3 protein-coding genes are annotated in these 3577 nt (G+C 45.2%); 1 reads left to right on the forward strand and 2 read right to left on the reverse strand.

Annotation, left to right across the window (positions count from 1 at the left end; genetic code table 11):
- On the reverse strand, positions 1-1375 hold a 1375-nt coding region (locus tag ACOJTG_RS01170; RefSeq protein ID WP_420152123.1), incomplete at its 3' end, for a hypothetical protein.
- An 838-nt stretch (positions 1376-2213) separates the two neighbouring features.
- On the opposite strand from ACOJTG_RS01170, the gene ACOJTG_RS01175 reads away from it, so the two are divergent.
- Positions 2214-2966 carry a sulfite exporter TauE/SafE family protein gene (locus tag ACOJTG_RS01175; RefSeq protein ID WP_420152124.1) on the forward strand — a complete coding sequence of 251 codons (753 nt, stop codon included), beginning with the start codon at positions 2214-2216 and terminating at the stop codon, positions 2964-2966.
- A gap of 60 nt (positions 2967-3026) precedes the next feature.
- Here the strand turns inward: ACOJTG_RS01175 and ACOJTG_RS01180 are convergent.
- A partial coding sequence (locus ACOJTG_RS01180; RefSeq protein ID WP_420152125.1) for a helix-turn-helix domain-containing protein occupies positions 3027-3577 on the reverse strand: 551 nt, incomplete at its 5' end.

Here is a 3577-nt window from a genome sequence, read left to right on the forward strand (position 1 = left end):
GGGTTTTGTTATCGAGTTTCTCGTAGTTCACCACCTCACTGGTCATTTGAGAGGGTTCGAAATCTCCGCTCTTAGTAAAAACGAGTGTAGTTACACTGGAGGCTTTGATGGTCACCTTGGGCCGATTGGTTTCCTGGGGAAAATCCACGTTGCTTTCAACCATACTTTCCGTCTGAGTCGTACTGATGGCTTTGCCTTCGTTAGAAAGAAAAGGTAAATCCACCGACAGATTATACGTATTCGAAGAAGGGTTGATGACCTGAACTACGATTTTATCGCCCGTTTCAGAAAGGTAAGAAGATCCTCTTAACTCATTGGTGTTGTCATTCCAGCTGTTTTGAATGCGGGTAGAACCCGTCACGTACTTGGCGTAATGTGAAAGAATATTGCCTCGTTTGGTCATTACCCCGGCCGTCGTACCAAAGAGTCCATCGCCCAGCGGTCCGTAATACCGTTTGGTTGCATAATGAATCCAGGCATTGACGTTGGAAAGCAGGGCCTGATTTAAGTCATTGGCAAACGAAAAGCCGTCAATGGACCAGTTGAAATCCCGGGAGACTCCGTTGGTGTTCCAGTTAATGAGATACTCCGTCATCCATACCTCTTTTCCCTGAGCCTGTACATTTAGCAGACCTGACTGAATTCCCCCATACTGGTGTCCAGCGAAGATATCAAAGTGCGGCAACACCTCTGCATTGGCGAAAGCACTGGCGTAATTATTCGTAATCCCTACTGTCTCGGGTGCAAGGACTTTGCACTTGATCACACTTCTATAACTCTTAAGGAAGGTGGTCATCTGATCGGGAGTCCAGATACATCCGGCATAATCAACCTGGTAATCAGGCTCATTTTGTAGTGCGATGGCTTCCAGTTCAACGCCGTTTTCCCGCAGATACGTGACAAAGTCGTTGAGGTAGTTGGCGTAGTCAGCGTAATGCTCCGGTTTCAGATACACCGGCTGCCAGGCTCCGTTTGCATCCTGATAGCGGGAAGCAATGGTATTGTACGTTTTCCACTCCGCGGGCATCGACCAGGGCGAAGCAAAGATTTTAATGTTCAGGGATTGAGCTAGTTGGGCCGTTGCCAACGATTGTGGCCAGTTATCTTTGCCAATCGGTATATAAATCCGCATGATATTGTAGCCCGCTTCGCTACCTGCCCCCCACATTTTGCGTATTTCAGCCTCATCCATGTGGTTGTAACCAAATTGAGGACTATTGACAAAGCCCCCGAAGCCCGTAATCTTCTGATACTTCTGGTCTTTGTTTACTTTCACAGTTGCCGTTCTCGTCTGTGCGTGAACGGTATGGTGAAACATGGCGACTACGGCTAGTAAGACAAGCGATCTTACCAGAGTTAGTAATTGTTTTTTCATAGATGGTTTATTGTAAGTAATTGATAGGATTCGGAGATTAACCTATTAAGCACCCTTCGCTCTATGAGCCCGTACGCTTGTCAAAGATTAGACATACCATGCCCACGCCAGGATGGGCCCATCCGGACAATCGTATAAGCTCTCCAAACGGAATAGTTGGATTAACAGGTAAAGGATTTTGCGGTAACGTATGGGTACTTCTCGTACTTGCCGCTGCCCTAAGGCTTTGATCCATTAAGTGACAGCGGCTTAGTAGGTCGTTTGAGTTTGGTTTGACTTGGTTTACTGCTACTGGTTAAGCATTCGCGGCAGACCACTATCCAATTAATCTGCATGGAATCAATAATTAATATAATTATATCGATACAAATGTAGGGGAGTTGGGGGGCAAAAGCCTGCTACAAATCGTCAAATGAATTGTTCTAATGTTCAATCCGCTCTTCGTTTTATGATTGCTTTACCTACCTAGATTCATCAACTCTTTTTTACTCATTTTCTGGTTACTCATTCGCTCATTGTATCGAATGCAGGGAAATTCTCAAAGGGATAGCTAGAGCTAGCCTTGGGAAACGAGTCAGTAGATAGACTTAGCCCTTATGACTCCCTAGTACCAAACTCTTTTTCGTCCTTCGGTCGCACGCACACTACTCAATCTTATATTATGCTGGCTTGGCTTAACCTGCCGCTTGAGAGTAAATCATTACAAGAAGCTCTATAACTTTTCGTAAATGGTCTGTTTGTAAAAGGTTATCGGAGTTTTTCTTTTACTCCATTCGCTCCCCGTTTGTACTTTCGGGCTATAAAATGATTTCTCCGTACAACCTAACCTATTGAAACAATGAGTGACTACCTGCTTTTATTTGTTGTCGGCCTTTTGGCGGGGGCCATTAACGCGGCGGCGGGCGGTGGCTCCTTTATTACCTTTCCTGCCTTCATCTACGTGGGGGTACCGCCTATTCAGGCCAATGCTTCCAGTACCGTAGCCTTATTTCCGGGTAGTTTAACCAGTGCCTGGAAATTCAAAGAATACATCCGTCCCTTCCCCGGGGTTTCGATGCTGGCCATGATTCTATTGACCTTTCTAGGCGGGTGTAGCGGAGCCTTACTGCTGTTATATACGCCCGCTAATAACTTTAATCAGGTGGTACCCTGGTTACTGCTGGTGGGCTCGTTGGCGTTTGCCTTTGGCCGCCAAACGGGTAACTGGTTGCGAGCCCGCGTTCACATTAGTGCGGTAGTCGTTTTATTGGGCCAGTTTCTACTAGGCATTTATGGTGGCTACTTCGGCGGAGCGGTCGGCATTATGATGATGGCGGTGTGGTCCTTGTTCGGATTGTCCGACATTAAAGTCATCAATGCCAATAAAACCTTGTTTGTAAGTATTGCTAATGCTATTGCTGTTCTGCTGTTTATTCTAGCGGGTAAAGTATACTGGTTGCCAACCAGCATCATGCTCGTGGCCACTTCGGCAGGCGGCTACTGGGGTGCTCTTTATACGAAACGATTAGATCCTGAAAAGTTGCGAACCGGAATTATCATCTTTAACTTTTTGATCACGGCTGCTTTCTTCGTCAAAATCTACCTGGGTTAAGCTTGACAGGCTTAGCTCTATCAGGATGCATTCGCTAAAAAACTAGTATTCAATTGATCATTAGGGCATAGACCTGAATTCTGTCGGTCGCATATTGGTCAGTTGAGAAAACGTATTACTGAACGCTGAAATATTTGAATAGCCTACCTCATAGGCTATTTCGGTAATGGTAAGATCTGTATCCTTCAGTAACTCCATGGCACGAATGATTCGTAGCATTTTGACGTACTGAGTAAAGGATATACGCAAGCCATTCCGGAATAAACGAGTTAAACTTCTCACGCTAAGGCCAAATTTTTCGGCAACAGCTTCTAACGATACGGGTTCACTTAATCGGTCTCGCAAATCCTTTGTAATAGTATTTAAGCGTATATCCTCCGTCGTTGGAAGCTGAATTAGAAACTTCTTCAGGTTTTCTTTGGCAAGGAGATTTTTTAACGTGTTCAAAAACTCATACTCCCAAGACCCCGAATAAAAATCGCCTTGCCATTTTTCGCTAAACGCCAGCATCTCAAACAAGAGATCACTTACGGGATATATGCCAAGATCGTTATAAAACCCCTGATCCTCTTCACTAGGAAAATAGAGGTTGATGATGTACACATCCTGGG

This window comes from Siphonobacter sp. (genome assembly GCF_048595215.1).
Taxonomy (GTDB): domain Bacteria; phylum Bacteroidota; class Bacteroidia; order Cytophagales; family Spirosomataceae; genus Siphonobacter.

Bases quoted from the DNA above. Each gene is read 5' to 3' on its own strand.
- ACOJTG_RS01175 (WP_420152124.1), top strand. From the start codon at position 2,214: ATGAGTGACTACCTGCTTTTATTTGTTGTCGGCCTTTTGGCGGGGGCC.